This is a genomic window from Rahnella sp. PD4, assembly GCF_049199325.1.
In the GTDB taxonomy this organism is placed as follows: domain Bacteria; phylum Pseudomonadota; class Gammaproteobacteria; order Enterobacterales; family Enterobacteriaceae; genus Rahnella; species Rahnella perminowiae.
Genome location: NZ_JBLZQF010000001.1, coordinates 665412 through 689126, shown reverse-complemented (window position 1 = coordinate 689126; position 23715 = coordinate 665412). Strand labels below are relative to the sequence as shown.

Annotated in this window: 28 protein-coding genes; 15 read left to right on the top strand and 13 right to left on the bottom strand. The window is 52.3% G+C overall.

Annotation, left to right across the window (positions count from 1 at the left end; genetic code table 11):
• Window positions 1–64 precede the first annotated feature (64 nt).
• Window positions 65–988: a LysR family transcriptional regulator gene (locus tag ACOZIO_RS03030; RefSeq protein WP_421594922.1), complete on the top strand. Its 924-nt coding sequence runs from the start codon at window positions 65–67 to the stop codon at window positions 986–988.
• Window positions 989–1128: 140 nt separating this feature from the next.
• Here ACOZIO_RS03030 and ACOZIO_RS03025 read toward each other — a convergent pair whose 3' ends face one another.
• Window positions 1129–1470: a GlpM family protein gene (locus tag ACOZIO_RS03025; protein ID WP_129990372.1), complete on the bottom strand. Its 342-nt coding sequence runs from the start codon at window positions 1468–1470 to the stop codon at window positions 1129–1131.
• Between the two features lie 307 nt (window positions 1471–1777).
• On the opposite strand from ACOZIO_RS03025, the gene ACOZIO_RS03020 reads away from it, so the two are divergent.
• Entirely contained in the window at window positions 1778–2989 is a 1212-nt protein-coding gene (locus ACOZIO_RS03020; protein WP_129951519.1) for a serine hydrolase, read from the top strand.
• Between the two features lie 68 nt (window positions 2990–3057).
• On the opposite strand, the gene ybjG is transcribed toward ACOZIO_RS03020, so the two are convergent.
• Window positions 3058–3663, bottom strand: coding sequence for an undecaprenyl-diphosphate phosphatase (ybjG, locus tag ACOZIO_RS03015; protein ID WP_129951518.1), 606 nt, complete (start codon window positions 3661–3663; stop codon window positions 3058–3060).
• 270 nt (window positions 3664–3933) lie between these two features.
• On the opposite strand from ybjG, the gene ACOZIO_RS03010 reads away from it, so the two are divergent.
• The 3 genes from ACOZIO_RS03010 to ACOZIO_RS03000 all read left to right on the top strand — a co-directional run bounded on the left by ACOZIO_RS03010 (window position 3934) and on the right by ACOZIO_RS03000 (window position 5295).
• The gene (locus ACOZIO_RS03010) at window positions 3934–4449 is read left to right on the top strand and encodes a GNAT family N-acetyltransferase (protein WP_421594921.1); all 516 of its coding nucleotides are present in this window, start codon (window positions 3934–3936) and stop codon (window positions 4447–4449) included.
• The gene (locus tag ACOZIO_RS03005; protein ID WP_421594920.1) at window positions 4442–4729 is read left to right on the top strand and encodes a hypothetical protein; all 288 of its coding nucleotides are present in this window, start codon (window positions 4442–4444) and stop codon (window positions 4727–4729) included. The genes ACOZIO_RS03010 and ACOZIO_RS03005 overlap by 8 nt, the downstream gene beginning before the upstream one ends.
• A 200-nt stretch (window positions 4730–4929) precedes the next feature.
• The gene (locus ACOZIO_RS03000; protein ID WP_129952121.1) at window positions 4930–5295 is read left to right on the top strand and encodes a bleomycin resistance protein; all 366 of its coding nucleotides are present in this window, start codon (window positions 4930–4932) and stop codon (window positions 5293–5295) included.
• Window positions 5296–5510: 215 nt separating this feature from the next.
• Here the strand turns inward: ACOZIO_RS03000 and ACOZIO_RS02995 are convergent, their stop codons facing one another.
• A complete protein-coding gene (locus ACOZIO_RS02995) occupies window positions 5511–7193 on the bottom strand; it encodes an aspartate:alanine antiporter (RefSeq protein WP_129951515.1) in 1683 nt (560 codons plus the stop codon).
• A gap of 277 nt (window positions 7194–7470) precedes the next feature.
• Between ACOZIO_RS02995 and ybjM the strand changes: the two genes are divergently transcribed.
• Window positions 7471–7890, top strand: a complete 420-nt coding sequence (gene ybjM / locus ACOZIO_RS02990; protein WP_235172919.1) for an inner membrane protein YbjM — start codon at window positions 7471–7473, stop codon at window positions 7888–7890.
• Window positions 7891–7958: 68 nt separating this feature from the next.
• On the opposite strand, the gene ACOZIO_RS02985 is transcribed toward ybjM, so the two are convergent.
• The gene (locus ACOZIO_RS02985; protein ID WP_013575818.1) at window positions 7959–8225 is read right to left on the bottom strand and encodes a GrxA family glutaredoxin; all 267 of its coding nucleotides are present in this window, start codon (window positions 8223–8225) and stop codon (window positions 7959–7961) included.
• Window positions 8226–8510: 285 nt separating this feature from the next.
• Here ACOZIO_RS02985 and nfsA point away from each other — a divergent pair, with 285 nt between their 5' ends.
• From nfsA to rlmC, 9 genes are all read left to right on the top strand, one after another.
• Window positions 8511–9233 (top strand): oxygen-insensitive NADPH nitroreductase, encoded by a 723-nt coding sequence (nfsA, locus tag ACOZIO_RS02980; RefSeq protein ID WP_129951514.1) that lies wholly within the window; start codon window positions 8511–8513, stop codon window positions 9231–9233.
• Window positions 9234–9251: 18 nt separating this feature from the next.
• Complete coding sequence (gene rimK, locus ACOZIO_RS02975; protein WP_129951513.1) at window positions 9252–10154, top strand: 30S ribosomal protein S6--L-glutamate ligase; 903 nt, start codon at window positions 9252–9254, stop codon at window positions 10152–10154.
• 147 nt (window positions 10155–10301) lie between these two features.
• A complete protein-coding gene (locus ACOZIO_RS02970) occupies window positions 10302–10784 on the top strand; it encodes a YbjN domain-containing protein (RefSeq protein WP_129951512.1) in 483 nt (160 codons plus the stop codon).
• A 429-nt stretch (window positions 10785–11213) separates the two neighbouring features.
• A complete protein-coding gene (gene potF / locus ACOZIO_RS02965; RefSeq protein ID WP_129951511.1) occupies window positions 11214–12323 on the top strand; it encodes a spermidine/putrescine ABC transporter substrate-binding protein PotF in 1110 nt (369 codons plus the stop codon).
• A 266-nt stretch (window positions 12324–12589) separates the two neighbouring features.
• Complete coding sequence (gene potG, locus ACOZIO_RS02960) at window positions 12590–13723, top strand: putrescine ABC transporter ATP-binding subunit PotG (protein ID WP_129951510.1); 1134 nt, start codon at window positions 12590–12592, stop codon at window positions 13721–13723.
• A gap of 11 nt (window positions 13724–13734) precedes the next feature.
• Window positions 13735–14688, top strand: a complete 954-nt coding sequence (gene potH, locus ACOZIO_RS02955; protein ID WP_129951509.1) for a putrescine ABC transporter permease PotH — start codon at window positions 13735–13737, stop codon at window positions 14686–14688.
• The gene (gene potI / locus ACOZIO_RS02950; protein ID WP_129951508.1) at window positions 14685–15530 is read left to right on the top strand and encodes a putrescine ABC transporter permease PotI; all 846 of its coding nucleotides are present in this window, start codon (window positions 14685–14687) and stop codon (window positions 15528–15530) included. The genes potH and potI overlap by 4 nt, the downstream gene beginning before the upstream one ends.
• Before the next feature lie 112 nt (window positions 15531–15642).
• Window positions 15643–16089, top strand: a complete 447-nt coding sequence (locus ACOZIO_RS02945) for a YbjO family protein (RefSeq protein WP_129951507.1) — start codon at window positions 15643–15645, stop codon at window positions 16087–16089.
• Between the two features lie 80 nt (window positions 16090–16169).
• The gene (gene rlmC, locus ACOZIO_RS02940) at window positions 16170–17300 is read left to right on the top strand and encodes a 23S rRNA (uracil(747)-C(5))-methyltransferase RlmC (RefSeq protein WP_421594919.1); all 1131 of its coding nucleotides are present in this window, start codon (window positions 16170–16172) and stop codon (window positions 17298–17300) included.
• Window positions 17301–17304: 4 nt separating this feature from the next.
• Here the strand turns inward: rlmC and fliR are convergent, their stop codons facing one another.
• The 9 genes from fliR to fliJ all read right to left on the bottom strand — a co-directional run bounded on the left by fliR (window position 17305) and on the right by fliJ (window position 23713).
• Window positions 17305–18090: a flagellar biosynthetic protein FliR gene (gene fliR, locus ACOZIO_RS02935; protein WP_129951505.1), complete on the bottom strand. Its 786-nt coding sequence runs from the start codon at window positions 18088–18090 to the stop codon at window positions 17305–17307.
• A gap of 3 nt (window positions 18091–18093) precedes the next feature.
• Window positions 18094–18363, bottom strand: a complete 270-nt coding sequence (gene fliQ, locus ACOZIO_RS02930; protein ID WP_015697566.1) for a flagellar biosynthesis protein FliQ — start codon at window positions 18361–18363, stop codon at window positions 18094–18096.
• Between the two features lie 166 nt (window positions 18364–18529).
• On the bottom strand, window positions 18530–19312 hold the full coding sequence (fliP, locus tag ACOZIO_RS02925; protein WP_129951504.1) for a flagellar type III secretion system pore protein FliP: 783 nt from the start codon (window positions 19310–19312) through the stop codon (window positions 18530–18532).
• The gene (fliO, locus tag ACOZIO_RS02920) at window positions 19309–19746 is read right to left on the bottom strand and encodes a flagellar biosynthetic protein FliO (RefSeq protein ID WP_129951503.1); all 438 of its coding nucleotides are present in this window, start codon (window positions 19744–19746) and stop codon (window positions 19309–19311) included. Before fliO ends, fliP begins: the two co-directional genes overlap by 4 nt.
• On the bottom strand, window positions 19746–20162 hold the full coding sequence (fliN, locus tag ACOZIO_RS02915) for a flagellar motor switch protein FliN (protein WP_013575804.1): 417 nt from the start codon (window positions 20160–20162) through the stop codon (window positions 19746–19748). Before fliN ends, fliO begins: the two co-directional genes overlap by 1 nt.
• The gene (gene fliM / locus ACOZIO_RS02910) at window positions 20155–21171 is read right to left on the bottom strand and encodes a flagellar motor switch protein FliM (RefSeq protein WP_129951502.1); all 1017 of its coding nucleotides are present in this window, start codon (window positions 21169–21171) and stop codon (window positions 20155–20157) included. Before fliM ends, fliN begins: the two co-directional genes overlap by 8 nt.
• A gap of 7 nt (window positions 21172–21178) precedes the next feature.
• Entirely contained in the window at window positions 21179–21679 is a 501-nt protein-coding gene (gene fliL / locus ACOZIO_RS02905) for a flagellar basal body-associated protein FliL (RefSeq protein ID WP_129951501.1), read from the bottom strand.
• 208 nt (window positions 21680–21887) lie between these two features.
• Window positions 21888–23270, bottom strand: a complete 1383-nt coding sequence (locus tag ACOZIO_RS02900) for a flagellar hook-length control protein FliK (protein WP_129951500.1) — start codon at window positions 23268–23270, stop codon at window positions 21888–21890.
• Window positions 23267–23713, bottom strand: a complete 447-nt coding sequence (gene fliJ / locus ACOZIO_RS02895; protein ID WP_129951499.1) for a flagellar export protein FliJ — start codon at window positions 23711–23713, stop codon at window positions 23267–23269. The genes ACOZIO_RS02900 and fliJ overlap by 4 nt, the downstream gene beginning before the upstream one ends.
• Between the last annotated feature and the right edge of the window lie 2 nt (window positions 23714–23715).

The window sequence follows — 23715 nt, the reverse complement described above, 5'->3', positions numbered from 1 at the left end:
TAATTGCAACTTAGCGTTGCTTTTATTGTAATGCTGGTTTGCACAGTTATGAGGCAAGACGGTTATGCAAAGTACGGAAATTCGCTATTTCCTGGTGGTGGCAAATACCGGTTCGCTGAGTGCGGCGAGCAGGCAATTATTTGTCGCCGTCTCTGCCATCAGTCGCCAGATCCAGCGCCTTGAAGAACGTATCGGCGCACCGCTGTTTGAGCGCCATGCCCGGGGTATGGTGCTCAACGATGCCGGACAGATTCTGGAAAACCATGTGCGCAAAAGCATGATGGAGATGGAGCACGCCATTGCAGAAATTCAGGGGCTGAACGCGGTGCGCCGCACGGTGATCCGTATGGCCTGCACTGACGGACTGGCGTTTGATTTGTTGCCGCAACTGTTTTCACAGTTCCGGCTGAACAACCCGGGGGTGATGTTTTATCTCAACGTCGGCACGGCGGTAGAAGTGTCAGAGATGATCCACAACGGCGAAGTGGATCTGGCGTTGCAGTTCAGTCTGGCGGCGGAGCGCGGCGTGGATATTCTGGCGTCTTTCCCCGCACCGGTGCGGATGGTGATGCGTCCGGATCATCCGCTGGCGGAAACTGAGGTGCAGTTGACGGATTTGCATCCGTACCCGCTGGCGATGAACGAGCAGGGCAGCACCATTCGCCAGTTGTTTGATTTATCCTGCCGGATGAATGGCATTTTTCTTGAGCCTGCGGTGAGTTGTAACCGTTTTTCCACCCTGTACGATTTTATGGTACAGACGCCGGGCGCGATTGCGGCATGCAGCCATTTTTCCATTATGTACAAAGCGCGCCGCGACAGGTTACGCGTTAAACCGGTCAACATTGAGCAACTCAGCCAGCGCACGTTGCAGTTGCAGTCACCGGCCGGTAAACGACGCCCGGCCTCACTGCGTCAGTTCATTGATTTTATCCGGGACGAACTGACGCGTGAAAACGAAGATTTTATCCGTGATTTCTGGCTGTAACCCTCAGCATGCAGTCTGTTGCAAATGCGTGCAGCATGACCACTTCAGGTTGTGCCAGACGTCATTCAGCGGAATGCAAGCAGCCTCATGCAAGTTTACATCCTGAGGGTTTTATGACTGATATTGTCACGCGGTCTTCATCAGGCATGAAAGCGCGTCCACAGGCTTATCAGTAACCATGCTGCCAGTGACCAGCAGACCACAGCACCGAACAGGGCGTAGTGCAGTTTCATTGAGCCGATGAAAAAATACAAAGAAATCAGATACGCTGTGTAAGGGATCACCGCCCACAGTCCAAAAATAATGGTGGTGCGCAGCGCTTCAATGTTGCGTTCTGTGCCGACAATATAATGGGCGATCAGGGCAAACGTGGGGAACAGCGGAACCAGACCGGCAATGTAATAGTTGCGGGTTTTAGACAATACGCCGATCAGAATCACGACCAGTGCGCCAGTCAGCGCTTTTAACAACAGACCTGTCATTGATGCCCTGTACCTGTTCAGCCGCGGAGGGAAACGTGGTGAATAAGCCCTTTATTGATATAGATATTTTGTATGCTATTTACAGATAAACTGTCCCATCTGAATGAAATGGTCAAGTGCTTACTGCTGGTTTTATCGCCAGTTGGATTTGCGCAAGCAGCGGAAATTTCTACTATTCTTAAGATCTTTACACTATTTAGGTTTATTCCCGACCCGGAAAGCAGTAGGTTCTACACCTGACAGAGTTGCACAATCTGATTGAAAGATAAGATAAATTTCAATTACCCGGACAAAAGCGCTGATACCTATGACAATTTCTTCCCAATTCAAACGGACTTTCATTTACGCGCTGGGCGGTGGAGTTTTGCTGCTGGCGCTTCCTGCCGCTCAGGCGGATAACGCCCCGGTCGCACCTCAGATTAATGCCAAATCCTGGGTGCTTATGGATTACAACAGCGGGAAGATCCTGACGGAATCTAATCCCGATGCGCGTCTTGACCCGGCAAGCCTGAGTAAAATCATGGTCAGCTATGTGGTCGGACAGGCGATCAAATCCGGCAAAATCAAATCTGATGATCTGGTCTCCGTCGGTAATGATGCCTGGGCAACCGGCAACCCGGTGCTGCGCGGCTCCTCCCTGATGTTCCTCAAACCGGGCGATCATGTACCGGTTTCTGAGCTTAACAAAGGTATCGTGATCCAGTCAGGTAACGATGCCAGTATTGCGCTGGCCGATTTTGTGGCGGGTAGCCAGGATTCATTCGTCAACCTGATGAATCGCTATGCTGAGCAACTAAAGCTGCAAAACACGCATTTCAAAACCGTTCACGGACTGGATGCTGACGGACAATATACCTCCGCCACTGACATGGCCCTGTTGTCGCAGGCGCTTATCCGCGATACGCCGGATGAATATGCACTGCACAAAGAAAAAGAATTCACCTTCAATCATATCAAGCAGATTAACCGCAACCGCCTGTTGTGGAGTTCCAGCCTGAACGTTGACGGCATCAAAACCGGATACACATCAGGTGCGGGTTATAATCTGGTTTCGTCTGCCAGCGATTCTACCGGCATGCGTTTAATTGCCGTGGTGATGGGCGCACCAAGTGACCGGATCCGCTTCAACGAAAGCGAAAGCCTGCTGACCTGGGGGTTCCGTTTCTACGAAACACTCACGCCGATTAAAGCGGGTGATGCCTTTACCAGTCAGCGCGTCTGGTTTGGCGATGAGAAAATGGTGCCGCTCGGCGTGGCTGAAAATGCCTCGCTGACAATGCCGAAAGGCCAGCTGAAAAATCTCAAGGCCAGCTTCCATCTGACTAATGCGCAGCTTGAGGCACCGCTGGCGAAAAATCAGGTGGTCGGTACGGTCGATTTCAGTCTGGACGGCAAGGTTATCGAACAGCGTCCTCTGGTGGCATTGCAGGAAGTGAAAGAAACCGGTTTTATTGGCCGTATCTGGGACTTTGTGATGATGAAAATCAGTGGGTTGTGGGGCAGCATCTTCGGTAAATAATCATCTGCCGACATAAAAAAACGAGGCGCAGGTGGCCTCGTTTTTTTTGCTTTGAACGGGGGAGCCGATCAGTGCTGAACCCATCCTTTTTTTATCGGGAACGCAAAACCGAAACGGTAAACCTTACACATCAGCGCGTTAATCGGTTCGCCGAACAAATTCCACACCAGTTGCGCGAACAGACAACCCAGCATACCGACCAGGAACCCGCCCACCATATCCAGCGGCCAGTGCACGCCAAGGTAAATGCGTGACCAGGCGATCGATAAGGCGGTTACCATCAGTAACGCACCTGACCAGAGTCGGTGCCAGAACAGAAAGGCCAGTGCGAAGGTGAAACTGGCCGTGCCGTGATCACTCGGGAAGGAGTCGTCCGGTGAATGATGCAGGAAGTTATAACCAACACCTTCCACAAAAGGACGGGCATGCGGAAATAACATAGAAAACGTTTTAGCCGTTGTCATCGCAAAAAGGAGCGCAATAGCTGTCTTGCTGATCATCTCACGCTGCTGACCGATACGTTCCTGATGACCCCACAGCCACAAGCCGATAATCAACAGGGGGACAATCATAATCAGGTCATTGGCCAGAAAAGTAGCAAGGTGAATCAGCGCTTTCGGTGAAGCCGGTGTCGCGTTAATCCATAGAAAAACCAAATGATTTAGTTGCTCCATAATACTACCCTCAGTTATACAGGCCAAAATAGCCATCAAAAGAATCCGGGAAAGCGCTGACAGCACAAAAAAATTTCAAATACGTTAATTTGTGCTGTCCGGCAGGTAAAGGGTGCATCGTCTGAATATCCGCTTTCATTGAATAACGGTATAGTTTCACGATGAAATAGAGTGTAAAGAGAAGAACTTAAGGAAGCCTTAAGCCGGCTGTCTTACCCTGTTGCGGGACGACAGGCAGATGTAACGAATGATTTCACAAAAGGTGTCATAATGGAGATTCGTGAAGCTAGAGTTGGCGATTTACGCCTGTTGCAGCGTCTGGGGCGGGAAACGTATCGCCATTATTTTGGTGGTTTATGGCAAAACGATGAAGAGCTGGATGCTTTCCTGGCGGAAGATTTTGGTGATGAGGTGATAGCCCGTAGCCTTAAAAGCCATGATTATTGCTGGCTGGTTGCGCAGGATAAGGGGGAGGCCATCGGTTTCGCTAAGCTGCATTTTAATGTGTCGCCGGATGGTGCAGAAGGCCGGGGGGCGAAGTTATGCAAATTGTATTTCACGCCAGAGAACCGTTCGCGCGGCCTGGGGACGGACGTTTTCGCTTTCGCTGAACGCGTGGCAAAAAATCATCATCAGCCCGTTCTCTGGCTGGACGTATTGCAAAGTAATCTGCCCGCTATCGGCTTTTATCAGCGTCAGGGGATGCATTGTGTCGCTGAGACGGCTTATGTGACCGCCACTCAAACCACCAGGTTGTGGATCATGAAAAAGGATATCAATGATTAAATTACGCCTCGGCGGTTTGTTTATCACACTGGAAGCGCGGGAAGATATTCCTTATGCACCGGAATTTTGTGAACACTACACCTACCTTTTACATCCGGTTGCGGGCGGCTATGAGATTTTACGCTACGATGCTTATTCCGGCTGGCATAAACGCCCCGATCAGTTATTTGAAGACGGTCATCAGGCCTTTATATTTGCTTATCAGGCGTACGAGAAGGAATGGAATCAGACCGACGGACGTCTGGGGGGAAAAGGCCAACATCTCGAGCGGATCATGTAATAACCCGAGGACAAGGTTGCTACCGGTCTGATGTATCCGTTCTGATAAAAACGCCATGCCCCTTTAATTCCGGAGCTCCGCGTCTCATGTGTCTGATTCCCTGCCTGTTGGCAGGGAATGACATAGTTAAGACCTTCTCTTTCCTCATCCTTTTTGCTCAGGCATCATGGCGTGACATTCAACACACCACTGAGGCCAGGATGACGGATTACGCCACACCCAATCTTCCTTCACGTGATTTCGAAAAAACCCAGCGTTTTTATAGCAGTTTTGGATTCACCACGACGTATGTTGATGACGGCTGGCTGATCATGGCCCGCGGCACGATTACGCTGGAGTTTTTCCTGCATACGGACGTTGATCCGCTCACCAGCTGGTTCAGTTGCTGTCTGCGTGTCGATAATGCCGGTGATTTTTTTGATGCTTTAATTGCTGCCGGAATAGGGCAGGACGACACCGCTCATCCGCGTATCCACCTGCCAACCATGCAGCCATCCGGGCTGAGAATGGGCGCGATGATCGACATCGACGGAACGCTGGTGCGGGTGATTGAAAACGAGAAATAAGCAGTAAAGGTTTGTTTTGTAAAGCAGAAAAGAAAAAACCCGGCAATCTTGAACCTAAACAGGCGGGATTGACGGGCTCTCCAAATTTGGGGACTTCAAAGAAAAGCAGTGGCACTAATTAAGACTCTGGCTAACGTTAAAAGTTCGTATGATGTGGCAAAAATTTAAAAAAGGGATTGATTTTTTTTTGCCACATTATTGTTCAACAGGTTACGTCATGCCCCCGGCCAGATGATAACGATCAACGTACCGGCGAGCGTCAGTAATACGTTAGCAATGGCATAAGTTCCTGCATAACCGAGTGCCGGAATGTTACTGCGTGCCGTGTCGCTGATGATCTCCATTGCCGGGGCGCAGGTACGTGCGCCCATAATGGCTCCGAACAGCAAAGCGCGGTTCATGCGTAAAACGTATGCCCCGAAGATAAAGCAAATCACCACCGGCACCAGGCTGACAATCAGGCCGGAAATGAGCATCTGACCGCCTACCGCGCCAAGACCGTTATTGATACCCGCGCCTGCGCTTAAGCCGACACCCGCCATAAAGACCATCAGGCCAAACTCTTTCACCATGTTCAGCGCGCCCTGCGGGATATAACCGAAAGTAGGGTGATTAGCACGCAGGAAGCCGAGCATGATCCCGGCGAACAATAACCCGGCAGCGTTACCGATGCCGAAGCTGAAGTTTTTGAACTGGAAAGTGATGAGACCGATCATCAGGCCGACAATAAAGAAGGCGCAGAAGGCCAGCAAATCGGTGAGCTGACTGTGTACCGAGATAAACCCGATACGCTCAGCCACGCTTTTCACCCGTTTTGCATCGCCGCTGACCTGCAACACATCGCCTTTATTCAGCACGATACTGTCGTCAATAGGCATTTCAATCTGGCTGCGGATCACGCGGTTAAGGAAACAGCCCTGATCGGTGAGGTTCAGCTGACTCAGACGCTTGCCGACCGCGTGGTTATTCTTAACCACCACTTCTTCGGTCACGATGCGCATATCGAGCAGGTCGCGGTCAAAAACTTCCTTGCCGTTACGAAAACTCGGATCGAGGCGTGAATGTGCGTCCGGATAGCCGACCAGTGAGATCTCGTCGCCCACCTGTAATACCGCGTCGCCATCCGGAGTCGCCAGAATACCGTTACGGCGGATACGCTCGATGTAACAACCCGTCTGGCGATAGATCCCCAGTTCGCGCAGGTTTTTGCCATCTGCCCAGGCGACCAGTTCTTGTCCGACGCGATAGGCGCGGATCACCGGCAGATAGACTTTACGTTTACTGTCGGTATCCAGGCCACGCTCGCGCGCGATTTGCTGGGCGCTGGTGGGCAGATCCTGATGTTGCAGCTTTGGCAGATAACGAGCGCCGAAAATCAGGCTGACCAGACCGATGAGATAGGTCAGGGCGTAGCCGAGGCTCAGGTTATCCAGTTCAGGACCAAGCAGTTTGTTGCCGCCCATGGTATTACGCAGTGTATCTCCGGCACCCACCAGAACCGGGGTTGACGTCATCGACCCGGCGAGCATACCGGCGGTGAGGCCGATGTCCCAGCCGAATACGCGTCCGAGTCCGAGGGCCAGTAACATGGCGCTGCCAACCATCACCAGTGCCAGCATGAAATAATTTTTGCCATCACGGAAGAAAATGGAAAAAAAGTTTGGCCCTGCTTCGACGCCTACGCAAAAAATAAACAGCATAAAGCCCAGGTTGAGCGCTTCAGTATTGATACTGAAATGCTGCTGACCCAAAAGCAGCGAAACCACTAATACGCCAATAGAATTTCCGAGCTGAACGGAACCCAGACGAATTTTCCCCAAGCACAGACCGAGTGCTAAAACTACAAATAATAACAGGATGTAATTCCCGTTTAACAAACTAGCGACGTTTATATTCACAAGGATAACTTATTGTTTACCAACAAATTCTTGATATAGGAGAATGTAAAGGATAAATTCAGAAACGGTATATTCCTACTCAAACTCACACCCTCTGTCGCCGATGTCAGTGGCGTGGAAAAGTGGGTTTCGGGCGTCATTTTAGTCATAGAACGCCGGTTCAGCCAGAGAAAAGCCCGTATAAATATTCTGAAAGCTTTTTTTGTGTTTCGCGGGAGTGCGTGGCACGTCAGGGAAATGAGCCAGAAGGCTCTGACAGGTAATAAAGAACACATTGGTGCTGCAGTTAACCTGTGAAATCTCGCCAACTTTAAGGAGGAAGAAAATGGCCCTTTGGCGAAACGTATTTGCGGCTGTAATTTGTTGCATAATTTTCTTAATTATATTTATTTTATTAAAAAATGGTTGGGTAATTGTTATAAGTGTCGCGCCCGGTCCAGAATATGGTCTGTTATTATTTCTGCTGCCGGGGGTGATTACCGCTCTGATTTCCCGTGATTCGGCGATATTTTCGTCTTTTATTGGTGGTCTGGCTTCTATCCCTGTGTGTTTCTTATTGCGTATGGCTTTTTATCCACGCGTTCGTCCGCTGTTTCAGGAACTGGCGTATGCCACCAGCGCAATATTCTGGTGCGTTTTGGGCGCCATGCTGGTTCAGTTGCTGGTGGTTGTTTACCGGCAGTTCAGGCATGACTGAAACCTGAAACCATAAAAAAGGCGCTCAGTGAGCGCCTTTTTGCTGTGTGTATGTCTTTATTTTTCAGTTCAGTTACTGAACAGTGCCAGATGCTCTTTGGCATAGGCTTCGAAATCAGTGCAGCCGCCGATGTGTTTCTGATCGAGGAAAATCTGCGGAACGGTTTCAACCGGTTTACCCACGGTTTTTTCAAGGTCGGCTTTAGTGATGCCTTCCGCGTGGATATCGATGTAGCGGAAGTTGAAATCATCACGCTCTTCAGTCAGTTTTTCAGCCAACTCCTTTGCGCGTACACAATAAGGACAGCCAGGACGTCCGAAAATTACTGCAAACATGGAGACTCCTTTGTTAATGCCAACGAGATAAATGAAAAGGAAATGTTTGTTTTTTGTTATCCACATCACCTTTTTGATGTCGATACTATGCCTGTTGCAGATCATAAAAAAAAGCAGGAATTACCTGTCAGTCCGATACCTTTGACCTATCTGAATGAACCGGCAGTGATTTCTGGTCACCACACATTGTTGCATCAATTCATACTGCAAGCCTTGCAAACCGTGCTCACAGCATGAATGATTGATAAAACCTTTTTCATTTACCGCCCGTTCAGGAATTTTTTAATGACGCCGACCATCGATCTTCTGCGCTCGCACCGCTCCATCCGTGCGTTTACTCATCAGCCGGTCTCGGACGAGCAACGCGAAGCCATTATTGCCGCCGCGCAGGCTGCTTCGACTTCAAGCTTTCTGCAATGTTATTCCATTATCCGCGTTACCGATCCTGCGATGCGTGAGGTTCTGGTGCAGTACACCGGCGGGCAGAAATACGTCGCCAGCGCGGCTGAATTTTGGGTTTTCTGCGCCGATTTCAATCGTAATTTGCAGATCAATCCCGAGGCTGAACTCGGCCTGGCTGAACAGTTACTATTAGGCTGTGTAGATACCGCGCTGATGGCGCAGAATGCCATGATCGCTGCTGAATCCCTGGGGCTTGGCGGCGTGTTTATCGGCGGTATCCGTAACCAGGTGGAAGATGTCGTGAATTTGCTGAAACTGCCAAAATTTGTAATGCCTTTGTTTGGTCTTTGTATCGGAACACCCGCGCAGGATCATCAGGTTAAGCCGCGTATGCCGCAGTCTTTGCTGGTGCATGAAAACAGCTATCACCCGGTAGATAAAGAGCAACTGGCGCAATATGACGAGGCTTTATCGGCGTATTATCTGCAGCGCGACAGCAATGCGCGACGCGATACCTGGAGTGATTTGATTATTCGTACCCTCAAAAAGGAACAGCGTCCGTTTATGCTGGACGCACTGCACAGGCAAGGTTGGGCAACACGCTAAACGGCGACGGAGTGTCGGATGAAAATTGCAATTCTTTCCCGTGACGGGTCGTTGTATTCGTGTAAGCGCCTGAAGGAAGCGGCGCAAGCACGCGGACATGAAATCGACATTATCGATCCGCTGTCCTGCTACATGAATATCAATCCCGCTGCGCCCAGCGTGCATTATCGCGGGCATCAGCTGGATAAATACCATGCTGTTATCCCCAGAATTGGATCGGCGATCACCTTTTATGGCACGGCAGTGCTGCGCCAGTTTGAAATGCTGGGCAGTTTTCCGCTTAATGAATCAGTGGCGATCACCCGGGCGCGCGATAAATTGCGTTCCATGCAGATTCTGGCGCGCGAAGGGATTGATCTGCCAACGACCGGTTTTGCCAATGCACCGGATGACACTGCCGATTTGATTGCGCTGGTCGGTGGTGCGCCGCTGGTGGTGAAGCTGGTTGAAGGTACGCAGGGGATTGGTGTCGTGCTGGCAGAAACCCGGCAGGCGGCGGAAAGTGTCATCGATGCATTTCGCGGTCTGAACGCGCATATTCTGGTTCAGGAATATATTCGTGAAGCAGAAGGGCGCGATATTCGTTGTCTGGTGGTGGGCAAAAAAGTAGTAGGGGCGATTGAGCGTCAGGCTAAGCCGGGTGATTTTCGCTCGAACCTGCATCGCGGCGGAACGGCCACCAATGTCAAAATTACGCCGCAGGAGAAAGATATTGCTGTTAAAGCCGCGCAGACTCTGGGGCTGGACGTGGCCGGTGTTGATATTTTACGCTCAAACCGCGGGCCGCTGGTGATGGAAGTGAATGCCTCGCCGGGGCTGGAAGGGATTGAAGCCACCACCGGTCTGGATATCGCCGGTATGATGATTGACTACATTGAGCAAAGGGCGCGACCGGGATTTCGTCTGAAATCCGGCGGGTAATTCTTATTTCATCGCGTTAATGAGCATCAACCCGGTAATGATCGTAGCGCTAACTGGCAATATTCCGTAAGCTATGACCCCTTCGTAATGCCGTTGACGTTACGAAGGGGTTGTTTTTTTCGTTGTGTTGAACTCGTGAGGCATTTTATGGATTCGCTCATCGTCCCTGATTTAGCGCAGCTACGGCGCTGGCTGGATCAGTTGGGCATCTCTTTTTTCGAGTGTGATTCCTGTCAGGCTCTCCATTTGCCGCATATGCAGAATTTTGACGGCATTTTTGATGCCAAACTCGATATCGTAGATAATGTGATTTTGTTTTCTGCACTGGCTGAAGTCAAACCGACGGCGCTGATCCCGTTGGTTGCCGATCTGAGCTCGATTAATGCCAGTTCACTGACCATTAAAGCATTCGTGGATATTCAGGATGATAATCTGCCAAAACTGATTGTTTGCCAGTCACTGACCATTGCGGTGGGTGTGACGGAAGAACAGTTTGCTTTCTTCCTGCAACAGGCTGAAGAGCAGATGTCGATGATTATTCTCGAAGCGCATGCCAATGATCTGCTGTTCCTTGGTGATGAAGAAGAAGGCACGCCGGTCACTTCCGTGAGTCTGCCTTTGTTGCATTAATTTTCTCTTTCCTGACATTGTTTCCCCTCTGAAGATCCTTTCCTGCGAGCCGTGCTTATTGCGGCTCCGCTGCCTTTATCCGCTTTCGCCATAAGTTATGCTGCATTTGTGTGGTTGTTGCCGGATATTTCACTTTGTTAAAAGGCAAAATGCCAGACGGTATAGACTAAATCTGCATAATTAATCGATAAACGCCGGTTTTGTCTCAGGAGGCTGGTACACAGGGGTTGCAGGCGCTATGCTTCTGACTCTGCATCAAGCGTGATTACGTCGTAAAACCAAACGGTTAATTCGCAGGCAGCGTATGCGCCAACGTTGAATTCCTATGCATATTTCATGGGGGTCGGCTGGCAGTTGTGTGAAGGGTTTTGTATCAGTCTCAATGATACAAATTCAATTTTATATTCCCTGTCTTGGAGGTAGTAACGGATGTTCACCCTGCGTAAAAAGTGGTTATCGGGTGTTGTCGCCGGCCTGGTTATGGCTGCGTCCGTCACAGCGTCTGCGGATGAAAAAACGCTGCATATCTATAACTGGTCCGATTATATCGCGCCAAATACCGTGCCTGATTTCCAGAAGGAAACCGGCATTAAAGTGGTTTACGACGTGTTTGATTCCAACGAAGTGCTGGAAGGCAAACTCATGGCAGGCAGTACCGGTTTCGATCTGGTGGTGCCATCGGCCAGTTTCCTCGAACGTCAGCTGGCTGCCGGCGTGTTCCAGCCTCTGGATAAAAGCAAACTGCCTAATTACAAGAATATGGATCCTGAACTGCTGAAGATGGTGGCGCAGCATGATCCGGGTAATAAATACGCGATCCCTTATCTGTGGGCGACGACCGGTATCGGCTATAACGTCGATAAAGTCAAAGCCGTTCTGGGTAAAGATGCCCCGGTAGACAGCTGGGATTTGGTGCTCAAACCTGAAAACCTTGAAAAACTAAAAAGCTGCGGCGTTTCTTTCCTCGATGCGCCGGCGGAAATCTACGCAACCGTCCTGAATTATCTGCATCTGGATCCGAACAGCACCAAAGCATCCGATTACACCGGTGCGGCGAACGATCTGCTGCTGAAACTGCGTCCGAACATCCGTTATTTCCATTCTTCTCAGTACATTAACGACCTGGCCAACGGCGACATTTGTGTGGCAATCGGCTGGGCCGGTGATGTGATGCAGGCGTCTAACCGCGCCAAAGAAGCGAAAAATGGCGTAAACGTGGCGTACAGCATTCCGAAAGAAGGGGCGCTGGCCTTCTTCGATGTATTTGCTATCCCGGCGGATGCTAAAAATCTGGATGAAGCCTATCAGTTCCTGAATTACCTGATGGAACCGAAAGTTATCGCGCAAATCAGTAACACCGTTTACTACGCCAGCGGAAACAAAGCCGCGACGCCACTGGTGAACGCAGATGTGCGTAATAACCCGGGCATTTACCCACCGGCTGATGTTCAGGCGAAACTCTTCACCCTGAAAGTTCAGGATCCGAAGATTGACCGTGTGATCACCCGTTCGTGGACCAAGGTCAAAACCGGCAAATAATACTCTTCATCCTTCAGGCTGCCTCTGTGTTGGCTGCGTGAACGCGCCCCGGTCACTGACTTGAGTCAGCTCCCGGGGACTTGCTCACTTGCCGCCTTGATGCAACCAGAATGATTTTGAGTATCGCTAACGCGGCTCCGCTTATTGATGGCGGGGCCGCTGACGTTTGTTTCCGGCTGTATTTTGGGCATACAGATCAGGCACTTTTCCCCCTGACTGTTATGCTTATTTGAACTGCTTTATTCTGATACCGGAGATTTCTCTGAGTGAACGACGCTATCCCCCGCCCGCAGCCTAAGTCCCAGAAAGGCTTTACGCCTTTGCTGGAAATCCGCAATCTGACCAAATCGTTTGAAGGCCAGGCCGCCGTCGATGATGTCAGTCTGACCATATACAAAGGCGAGATTTTCGCACTGCTCGGCGCGTCCGGTTGTGGGAAATCGACATTGTTACGCATGTTGGCGGGTTTCGAGACGCCCACGCAGGGACAAATCGTGCTTGATGGCATCGATCTTTCCCAGGTTCCGCCCTATCAGCGCCCGATCAATATGATGTTTCAGTCCTACGCGCTGTTCCCGCACATGACCGTGGAACAAAACATTGCGTTCGGCCTGAAGCAGGACAAACTGCCGTCTGCGGAAATCAAAAGCCGTGTGGCGGAAATGCTGACCCTGGTGCATATGCAGGAATACGCCAAACGTAAACCGCACCAGCTTTCCGGCGGCCAGCGTCAGCGCGTGGCGCTGGCTCGCAGTCTGGCTAAACGGCCAAAATTATTGCTGCTGGATGAGCCGATGGGTGCCCTGGATAAAAAGTTACGTGACCGTATGCAGCTGGAAGTCGTGGATATTCTTGAGCGTGTCGGTGCGACCTGCGTGATGGTGACTCACGATCAGGAAGAAGCGATGACCATGGCGGGGCGGATCGCCATCATGAACCGTGGCAAATTTGTGCAAATCGGCGAGCCGGAAGAAATTTATGAGCACCCGACCAGCAGGTTCAGCGCCGAATTTATCGGCTCAGTGAATGTGTTTGAAGGCGTGCTGAAAGAGCGTCTGGACGATGCACTGTTGCTGACATCTCCCGGCCTGTTGCATCCGCTGAAAGTCGATCCGGATGTTTCCGTCGTGGACGGCGTGCCGGTGTATGTCGCGCTCCGCCCGGAAAAAATCATGCTGTGTGAAGAAGTCCCGCAGGATGGTTGTAATTTTGCGGTTGGCGAAGTGGTGAACATTGCCTATCTGGGCGACCTGTCGATTTATCACGTCAGGTTGCATAGCGGGCAGATGATCACTGCGCAGTTGCAGAACGGTCACCGTTTCCGCAAAGGTATGCCAACCTGGGGCGACGAAGTGCGCCTGTGCTGGGAAGCCGACAGTTGTGTCGTGCTGACTGTCTGAGGGGGATGAAAATGTCTGTAATCTCCGAAATTCCGGCCAGCAAACCGCCGGGCGGATTTAAAGCTTTCACCGGCCGTCTGCAACAGCGTCATGGCCGCAAGCTGGTGATCCTGCTGCCGCTGATGTGGTTCCTGCTGCTGTTTTTATTGCCGTTCCTGATTGTCTTCAAAATCAGTTTTGCTGAAATGGCGCGTGCCATTCCACCGTATACCGATCTGGTGACCTGGTCAGACGGCATGCTGGATATTGCTCTTAATATCGCCAATTACATCGGTCTGACGCAGGATCCGCTGTACATCGATGCGTATTTGCAATCATTGCAAGTGGCGGCAGTTTCTACACTGTTGTGTCTGCTGATTGGTTATCCGCTGGCGTGGGCAGTGGCGCACAGCCGCACCTCGACGCGCAATATCCTGTTATTGCTGGTGATCCTGCCGTCATGGACGTCGTTCCTGATCCGTGTGTATGCCTGGATTGGCATTCTCAAAGATAACGGTGTGCTGAATAACGTGCTGCTCTGGTTGCATGTTATTGACCAGCCGCTGGTGATTTTGCATACCAATCTGGCCGTGTATATCGGCATTGTGTATTCATATCTGCCCTTTATGGTGTTGCCGATTTACACCGCGCTGACCCGTATGGATTACTCGCTGGTAGAGGCGGCGCAGGATCTCGGCGCGCGTCCGATGAAGACGTTCTTCAAAGTGATTATGCCGCTGACCAAAGGCGGAATTATTGCCGGTTCGATGCTGGTCTTCATCCCGGCAGTGGGGGAATACGTAATTCCGGAACTGCTGGGCGGGCCGGACAGTAATATGATCGGCCGTGTTCTGTGGCAGGAATTTTTCAATAACCGTGACTGGCCGGTGGCCTCCGCAGTGGCGGTGGTTATGCTGTTGCTGCTGATCATGCCTATCCTGTGGTTCCAGAAATACCAAAACAAAGAGCTGGGAGAGAAAGAATGAATCAGTTACCGGTTGTTCGTTCGCCGTGGCGAATTCTTATTCTGGTGCTCGGCTTTACGTTTTTGTACGCCCCGATGCTGATGCTGGTTATTTACTCATTCAATAGCTCGAAGCTGGTCACGGTCTGGGCTGGCTGGTCTACCCGCTGGTATACTCAGCTTTTCCATGATTCGGCGATGATCAGTGCCGTCGGCATGAGCCTGTCGATTGCGACCGCTGCCGCCACCATGGCCGTGGTGGTCGGTACACTGGCCGCTGTGGTCATGGTACGTTTCAGGCGATTTCGCGGTTCAACCGGTTTTGCTTTTATGCTGACAGCGCCGCTGGTCATGCCTGATGTCATCACCGGTCTGGCGCTGCTGTTGCTGTTTGTGGCGATGGGGCACACGTTTGGCTGGCCGGCCGAGCGCGGCATGTTCACTATCTGGCTGGCACACGTCACGTTTTGTAGTGCCTATGTTGCGGTCGTGGTCTCGGCGCGTTTACGTGAACTGGACCACTCCATCGAAGAGGCGGCGATGGATTTAGGCGCCGCACCGCTGAAAGTGTTCTTTATTATTACGTTGCCTATGATCCTCCCGGCACTGATTTCGGGTTGGTTGCTGGCATTTACCCTGTCTCTCGACGATCTGGTTATCGCCAGTTTTGTCGCCGGGCCGGGGGCGACCACGTTACCGATGCTGGTATTTGCCAGCGTACGTATGGGCGTCAACCCTGAAATCAACGCACTGGCGACGCTTATCCTGCTGGTGGTCGGCATCATCGGTATGATCGCCTGGTGGTTTATGTCGCGGGCCGAAAAACAAAGACGGCGGGAAATACAGCGCGCAGCGCAGAATTAATCCCCGTCATCTCATTTCCTGGCCGATTTGTCATTTTGTTGCCACCTTGATGCAGCACGAATGATTTAGGGGATAGGATGAGGATTCAAAACAATAAGGAAATCATGAGGAAGTGAAATTCGCATTTATCCCTGTTCCCGTGATGATAGGCGCGTCGGCAATTGTCGCGACGCGCTTACTCGAATTTATTTTACTGTTCGATGCCATGGGCTTTTCAGGGCTGATGAGCTTTATCGAAGTCAGTGCAGAGTCCTGGCTGAACTGTTTCATTATGCTGGCCAGTCTGCTGATTGTATTGATCGAATGTCGTGCCGCCTATGCCATGATGCGCGGCCGCCGCTGGGGACGTTGGGCCTTTATCGGCTGTCAGGTTATCGTGGTAGGTTACATGCTGCTCGCGTCATTTGACGGGTTCAGGCCGCGTATCTTTCGTTTTAACGTCGGAACACAGGGCGAATTTCTCTATGCGCTGCTGATGCAAAAAGTCCCCGATATCGTGGTGTTGCTGGTGTTATATCTGCCTGCCAGCAGCCGCAGATACTTTTCACGCCAAAAATAGCCTCGGGTAGTGAGTCTTTCCGGCTGCGCAGTGATAAACTGCGCGCCAGTTTTTACAGCATCTGACGACCGGAAATTTTCATGCATTGCGCACTTTATACCGCCGGAACCTGCCGTTCCTGCCAGTGGCTCGACAAACCTTATTTACAACAGTTAGCCGACAAACAGCAGGATCTCAGCGATTTGTTGTCAGCGCTGCCGGTGGATGAATGGTGTGAACCGGTGACGGGTGCGGAAAGTGCATTTCGTAATAAAGCCAAAATGGTGGTCAGCGGCAGCGTGGAACGTCCTTTGCTCGGCATGTTGCACCGCGACGGTACACCGGTCGATTTGTGTGATTGCCCGCTGTATCCGGCCAGTTTTTCCGCTGTCTTTCCCCTGCTCAAAACCTTTATTGCCCGCGCCGGGCTGACGCCTTACAACGTCGCACGCAAACGCGGCGAACTGAAATTTCTGTTACTGACTGAGAGCCGGAAAGACGGCGGCATAATGCTGCGCTTTGTGTTGCGCTCAGACAGCAAACTGGCGCAACTGCGCGCAGCGCTGCCGTGGCTGCAACAGCAGTTGCCGCAGCTGAAAGTGATTTCCGCCAATATTCAGCCGGTGCATATGGCGATCCTCGAAGGGGATACCGAAATTGCGCTGACTGATGTGCAGCGGCTGGAAGAAAATTTTAACCATGTGCCGTTGTTTATCCGCCCGCAGAGCTTTTTCCAGACCAACCCTGTGGTGGCAGAAAAGCTTTATGCCACGGCGCGGGAATGGGTGAGGGCGCGTGGGGATATCCGGAGTATGTGGGATTTGTTCTGTGGTGTGGGCGGTTTTGGTTTGCACTGCGCAACACCGCAGATGAAACTGACCGGCATCGAAATCAGCGCGGAAGCGATTGCCTGCGCGAAAGAATCAGCGACGCGTCTGGGGCTGAAAAACGTCGAGTTTCAGGCGCTCGATTCCACCGGTTTCGCGACCGGCAAAGGCGAGGTGCCGGATCTGGTGCTGGTGAACCCGCCACGTCGTGGCATCGGCAAAGCGTTGTGCGAATATCTGAGCCACATGGCGCCGGAAACCCTGCTTTATTCAAGCTGTAACGCGAAAACGCTGGCGCAGGATCTGACCTTATTGCCGGATTATCGCATCGTGCGCGTTCAGCTTTTCGACATGTTCCCGCATACCGCGCATTATGAAGTGATGGCGCTGCTGGTGCGGCGTTAAGCCCTCAGTCAGTCGCCAGCTGATTCATGATCAGTACAATCTTATCCAGAATTTCACTGAACAGATGCTCGCTGAACGGGGCAAGCATCGGCATCATCAGGCTGATGGCCAGAATGCCGATGCTGAGTGTCAGCGGGAAACCGATGACGAACACGGAAAGCTGCGGCGTTACACGGTTTAACAAACCGAGCGCCATATTAAGCGTCAGCAACAACGTCACAATCGGTAAGGCCAGCATCATCCCGCCGCTGAACACCATGCTGCCCGCTTTGGCGACCGCCATAAACCCTTCTGCATTGACCGGGTTAGGGCTGACGGGCAGGGTATGGAAACTGTCGGCCAGCAAAGAAATCAGCCACAGGTGCGCGTTGAAACTCAGGAAAAGCAACACCGCCAGCAGGTTTAAAAACTGCGCCAGCAACGGGGTATTAAGACGGTTGCTCGGGTCATAAAACGTCGCAAACGAAATCCCCATCTGCAAACCCATAATTTCACCGGCCATGCGGATAGCGGCAAACGCAAGCTGCATGGTTATCCCTAACGCTGTGCCAATCATAATCTGCTGCATCGCCAGCCACAGTGCAGGCGTGGAGAAAATCGGCGTGTCCACCGGCGGCAGGGAAGGCGCAATCAGGAAGGTGATCATCATCCCCAGACCGAGTTTCACCCGCTTCGGTACGGCTTTTTCACTGGTGATCGGCGCGGTGCTGATCAGCGCCAGAATTCGCAGCAATGGCCAGAAATACATGCTCAGCCATCCGGCTAACTGGGTGCTGTCGAAGGAAACCATAGATTAACCGATGATGTAAGGCAGGTTGGTAAACAACGTACGGATGTAATCCAGCAGCAGGTTCAGCATCCACGGCCCGGCGATCACGATAGTCGCCACAACGGCCAGAATTTTAGGAATGAAAGACAGCGTTTGTTCGTTGATCTGTGTCGCCGCCTGCAACAGGCTGACAATCAGTCCGGTCACCAGCGCGGCCAGTAACAAAGGCGCAGCAACGGCTAATGCAACCTTCATTGCTTCATTGCCCAATGCCATTACCGATTCAGGAGTCATGACTCAATTCTCACAAAAGAAGACGGGCGACTCCCTCCCCTGCGAAGGGGAGGGGTGGGGTATGAATAGCAGCTCACAATTTGAAGTTGCCTGTAAAACCCCCTACCGGCCTCCCCCCTTCGCAGGGGGAGGAGCAAAAAACGCCCATTAAGTTTGGCGTTTTGAATTAACTGTAAAAACTCTGCGCCAGAGAGCCGAGTAATAATTGCCAGCCATCGACCAGCACGAACAGCATCAGCTTGAAGGGCAGCGAGATGGTGGCCGGTGGCACCATCATCATCCCCAGCGCCATCAGAACGCTGGCGACCACCAGGTCGATAATCATGAAGGGAATGAATACGGTGAAGCCAATCTGGAAAGCAGTTTTCAGTTCGCTGGTCACATAAGCTGGCAGTAAAATACGCATCGGCACGGCTTCAGGCCCTGCCAGTGGCGGGATGTTAGCCAGCCGGGCATACAGCGCAAGGTCACTTTCGCGGGTCTGACGCAGCATAAACTGACGCAGTGGCTGAGCGCCTTTGTCCATTGCTTCCTGCATGGTGATTTTGTTTTCGGTGAACGGCTGATAGGCATCGCTGTAAATTTTGTCGAAGACCGGCGCCATCACGAAGAAGGTCAGAAACAGGCCAAGGCCGAGCAGCACCTGGTTTGGCGGCGCGGAAGGCGTACCCAGCGCATTTCGCAGTAAACCCAGCACGATAATGATGCGGGTAAAACTGGTACACATCAGCAACATCGCAGGTAACAGGGTCAGTGTGGTGATGAACACCAGCGTCTGGATCGGCAGCGACCAGTTTTGTGCCCCGTTAGACATCTGCTGGCTGATGATCCCCGGTAATTGCGCAAAAGCCGTCGGGCTGGCGAGCAGTAACAGTGGCAGACACAGGTGAGTGAGCAGGCGAACAGGGCGCTGACGGGCAGCGGTAAGGGCGGATTTCAAGAAGGTCATGCCTGCTTTCCCGGACGTTTCAATATTTTCTGCATCAGCTGACGGAAATCAGCTGGCGGGTTATGGGGGGTGCCTGAGTCCGGCGTCTGTCCCGCCGGAGGCGCGCTCAGTGTGTGCAGCGGGGTGATGTTTTGCGCCGTCACACCCAGCACCAGCCAGGTATTATCGACTTCCACGATCACCACTTTTTCACTGCGACCGACCTGTACACTGGCGGTCACTTTCAGCAGTTTGTTATTTTTAGACTGCGGCGCAAAACCAGCGCGCTTAACCACCCAGCCAATAAACAGGATCAGCAGCAGGATGCCGCCGAGCACGGTGCTGACTTGCGTCAGCACGGAACCGGCAGGCAGGGCCTGAGGGGAGCTCTGCGTGGTGGCGTGGTTTACCGGGCCGGAAATGTACGGAGAATCCGTCGCGGCATTCTGACTCATCAGCGGCTCAGACGGCGCATGCGTTCTGACGGCGTGATGATGTCGGTGATACGTACGCCATATTTATCGGCGACCACCACCACTTCACCCTGAGCAATCAGATAACCGTTGATGAGGATATCCAGAGGCTCACCGGCCAGACCGTCGAGCGACACGACGGATCCCTGCGAAAGACGCAGCAGTTCTTTGATGGTCATTTTGGTGCGACCTAATTCCACGGTCAGTTTCACCGGAATATCGAGGATCATGTCGATATCTTGCAAACTGCCGGTTCCGTCCTGGGCACCCAGCGCGGCGAAAACACCGTCAGTTGACGCTTTCGCGCCGCCCGCAGACTGTTGTTCGTTAAACGCATCAGCCCATAAATCGTCAACGTTATCCGATCCGGCGTCAGACGGTTTATTGGTGTCACTCATGGGGCTGTTCCTCATCTAGAGAATTTAAAATTGGGTTGATCAAATGTTCAACGCGCAGGGCGTATTGTTCGTTTAAAGTGCCATATTGGCTGGTCAGTACAGGAACGCCGTCAACGTGGGCGATCAGGCGGTCCGGCTTCTCAATCGGCAGGACATCACCCGGTTGCAGTTTCAGGATCTGAGACAGGCGCAGCGGGATTTCAACAAAATTCGCCACCAGCTCCAGCTCAGACTGCTGAACCTGGTTCACCAGGTTTTCACGCCACTGACTTTCTTCATTGCGTGAGTTTTCGACCGGCGGATTGGTCAGAAGCTCACGTAAAGGTTCAATCATGCTGAACGGAATACAGATATTGAAATCACCGCTCAGCGCGCCGATTTCCACATGGAACGGCGTGGTCACCACGATGTCATTGGGAGACGAAGTAATGTTAGTGAATTTGATCTGCAATTCGGCACGCACATATTCCACGCTCAGCTTGTAAACGCCGCTCCAGGCATCTTCGTAGGCATCCAGTGCCAGGGTGAGCATGCGTTTAATCACCCGCTGTTCCGTGTGAGTGAACTCGCGTCCTTCCACTTTGGTCGGGAAACGGCCATCACCACCGAACAGGTTATCCACTGCAATAAAGACCAGGCTCGGGGCGAACACAAACAGCGCCGTACCGCGCAGAGGTTTCAGATGGATAAGGTTCAGGTTGGTCGGCACCGGTAAATTACGGGCAAACTCGTGGTAGGGCTGGATTTTGATCGCCCCTACGGTGATGTCCGGGCTGCGGCGTAAGAGGTTGAACAAACCCATACGGAAATGACGGGCAAAGCGCTCGTTAATGATTTCCAGAGCCTGCAACCGCTCACGAACAACGCGACGCTGCGTCGTAGGGTCAAAAGGTTTTACACCGTCATCAGACGCGGCAGTCTGTGTGGCGGTCGTGGTGTCGCCTGCACTGTCACTGTCACCATTGAGCAGCGCGTCGATCTCGGCCTGTGAAAGTATGCTGTCGCCCATAATTTGTTTATCGCAGTATGAAAGCAGTGAAAAGCACGTCGCTGATCGCCTGTGGAGGCTGACCTTTGACCAGTGGTGCGTCCAGAACCTGTTTGATGTCCTGAACCAGCTGTTGTTTACCGGCTTCGCTGACTAAATCCGTCGTCTTCTGACGGGAGAGCAGCAGCAGCAACCGGCTGCGAACTTCAGGCAGGTATTCATTAAGCGTAGCCCGATTTCTTTCGTCCGGCAGACGCAGGGTCAGGCCGATATACAGCACACGGTCAGGATCGTTATCCGCTGTTTGCAGGTTAACGGTGAAGGTATCCAGTGCCAGGAAGATCGGTGCCGCAGGGGGTTCTTGCTTTTTCACTTCAGCCGTCTGTGTTCCATTTCCGGATTGTTGCTTGTGCAACATCCACCAGGCGTAACCGGCCGCACCACAGGCTCCGATGGCAATCAGTAACAGCAGAATCATCATTAACGGCCGCTTTTTCTTACGCGATGCCGAGAGAGCAGAGTCAGACATGGATGAGGCGATTTCCTGTAAGTATGAGCAGTCTGGCGTGAGGAGCACCCTACTGCTGAGTCAATTCTAAGAATGATTATCCCGCTTATCCTGTTGTTCAATAGTCAGAATAGGCGGGATAAATAAGGTCAGCTCTGCCGTTTGAATTAAGGGAGAACTGACCGTCGGTAATTATCTGAAACAATTCTGTGGACTTTTACGCAAATTCCTACGCAAAAATGTCCACGCTGTTATTGCCGCTGACCCGTGACGCTATCGATGCCGGAACCGGCAAAGCATCGCTGGCAGAAGTGTTGCTGCCGGAGTTGAACGCCGCCCAGCTGGCCGCGTTACCTTGCTGCGAACCGGACTGACTTTGCTGCTGGGCCTGTTGCCACTGCGAACTGTCGCTGCCCACGCTGCTCTGACCCAGGCTGATACCATTATCTGCCAGCGCCGTTTTAAGTTCCGGCATGGCGGATTCAATTGCCGAGCGCACGCCGCTGTGACCCGACACAAAATGCAGCTGCGCCTGATTATTTTCAATCTTCATGCTGATCTGGATAGAGCCAAGATCCGCTGGATGCAGACGAAGTTCTGCGGTCTGTTGCCCCTGACGGTTGAACATCATCACTTGCTGACCCAGTTGTTGCTGCCATTCCGGCGTACCGAGCTGTGCGTTAAGCAGTGGCGTGGACGGCGCGGTCACGGCGCTGGTGGTGGTCGGCGTGGTGGACACCGGGGCGGAAGAAACGGCAACAGCCGCAGTGCTCAGCTGATTCAGTGCCTGTGTGCTGTTATCAGAAGGGCGGCTGTCATTTTGCTGTAAAGCCGCGGCATTGCCGGCTGCTGCACTCATTGACGCCAGGGCGCTGCTAAAATCAGGGGTGTTGCCGGTGGTTGCTTTACTGCTGGCTGCATGCTGCGCGGAACCCGCTGTGGTAGTGCCGGAGGCTGCGGCTTTCGGATCGGTATCCGTTACGGCGGCCGTTTTGCCCTCACCGGTCAGTAAGGAAGATGCGGTCAGACCACCCAGCAGCGAATTTTGCTTATCAGTTGCAGGCGTCTCATTGCGGGTAATTTGCGTGGCTACGGCGGTTGCGGTCTGGACCTGCGGGGCAGGTTGTTGCTGAACCGCCAGCTGAGCGAGCAGGGACTGAACCGAAAGATCAGTGCTGGTGTCAGCGCTGTCTTTATCTTTATCGCTCAGGGCAGCATCTTTGACCGACGCGGTGCCCGCACCTTTCAGAGTGCCAGCCGGCAGTATCTGAATGGCGGCAATCATTTTGCTCAGATCACTTTCATCCAGCATCAGGCTGCCATCTTCTTCACCCGACGCCACCGCCTGCGTCAGTGTCGTTTTATCGACGATCGCCCCTTTGGCGGAAATTTGCTGGCCGAGTTTGGCTAACGTGCTGGTGATTTTAGGATCCACTTTTTCGCCGAGCTGAGCTTCAAGCTGGCTGGCAAAATCAGCCGGGCTGGTTGCGCCGGTATCGGGAATTGTACTGATGTCCGTCGCCGCTGATGTGCTGGCAGATGAACTGCCTGTCGCCGCGCTCGCGGTAGTCTTGGCCGTGGTAACGGCTGCAGGCAAAATGTTCAGATTCATGATTGTTTCTTCCTGTGTGCGCTGCGCTGGGCGAACTCATCGTTCTGCTTTTGATCAATCTTGTTTTCCAGAGAACGTTGTTGCTCACTGGCGCGGGTTTGCAACGTCTGGTATGCATTGAGCCGTTGCTGCTTATCCTGCCACTGGTTAACCGCCGCATTCAGCCGCTGATCCCATTGTTGTAACTGTTTACGGTGCTGCTCAATTGCGACTTCCAGCGTCCCGATAAACTGCTGATAGTTTTGCCAGGTATTCGCGGCAATCCCGCCGGTCATGGTGGAGTTGAGTTTTTCCCGGTATTCACGCTGATAATTGAGCAGCATGGTGAGCTGTTCTTTTGCCTGATGATGCGACTGCCGGATTTGGCCCAAATGACTGGTCGCCTGATCCAGCGCTTTTTGCGCCAGCGAGCAAAGTGTGATTAACGGCGATGAGCTTTCCATTT